This is a genomic window from Streptomyces sp. NRRL S-495, assembly GCF_000966955.1.
Classification (GTDB): Bacteria; Actinomycetota; Actinomycetes; order Streptomycetales; family Streptomycetaceae; genus Kitasatospora; species Kitasatospora purpeofusca.
Window position 1 is genome coordinate 1 of sequence record NZ_JZWY01001335.1, and the last position, 997, is coordinate 997.

The 997-nt window shown below is 72.7% G+C and carries 1 protein-coding gene; it reads left to right on the forward strand.

Annotated features, from left to right (window positions below; translation table 11 throughout):
* Window positions 1–997, forward strand: a 997-nt coding sequence (locus VR45_RS41545) for a beta-ketoacyl reductase (RefSeq protein WP_159394577.1), incomplete at both ends; no start/stop codon positions are given.

A 997-nucleotide genomic window follows, 5' to 3' on the forward strand; every position in this document is an offset into this window, starting at 1 on the left:
ACCGCTGTACGAGCTTCGTTGGCACGAGGTCCCGCGTCCGCAGAATCCCGTCGTACCGGAGGACATCGCGGTCGCCCGGGTCGAGACCGACGGCGATCTGTTCACCCGCCTCACCGAAGTCCTCGAACTCACCCAGCAGTTCCTCACCGACCCCGCCAACGAGGACACCCGGCTGGTCGTCCTCACCCAAGGGTCCCTCACCGATCACCCCGACCCCGTCACCGCCGCCGTCTGGGGCCTGCTCCGCTCCGCCCAGACCGAACAGCCGGGCCGCATCCTGCTGATCGACGTCGACATCTGGTCGGACGAGGCGTTCGCCACCGCCATCGCCACCGGTGAGCCCCAAGTGGCCCTCCGGGCGGGTCAGGTGTTCGTCCCCCGGCTCGCTCTCGCGAGCTCCGGCGCCGACCCGGCACCGACCTGGGACCCGAACGGCACGGTGCTGATCACCGGCGCGAGCGGCACCCTGGGCAGGCTGGTCGCCCGCCATCTGGTCACCGAGCACGGCGTCCGCCACCTGCTGCTGCTCAGCCGCAGCGGTGCCCGGGGTTCCGAGGAGTTCGCCACCGAACTCGTCGAACTCGGCGCCACTCCCGCCTTCGTCGCCTGCGACGTGGCCGACCGCGACCAACTGGCCGCGGCCCTGGCCGGCGTCCCGGCCGAGCACCCGCTGACCGCCGTCGTCCACGCCGCCGGTGTCCTCGACGACGCCGCCGTCACCAACCTCACCGCCGAGCAGCTCGCCAACGTCCTGCGCCCCAAGACGGACGCCGCCGACCTCCTGCACGAGCTCACCGCCGAGGCCGACCTCGCCGCGTTCGTGGTGTTCTCCTCGGTCGCGGGCGTCATCGGTACGGCCGGACAGGCCAACTACGCCGCCGCCAACGCCTACCTCGACGCGCTGGCACAGGCCCGGCACGCGGCCGGTCTGCCGGCGACCTCGCTGGCCTGGGGCCTGTGGGCGGACGCCAGCTCCATGACCGGGCACCTCGACAGC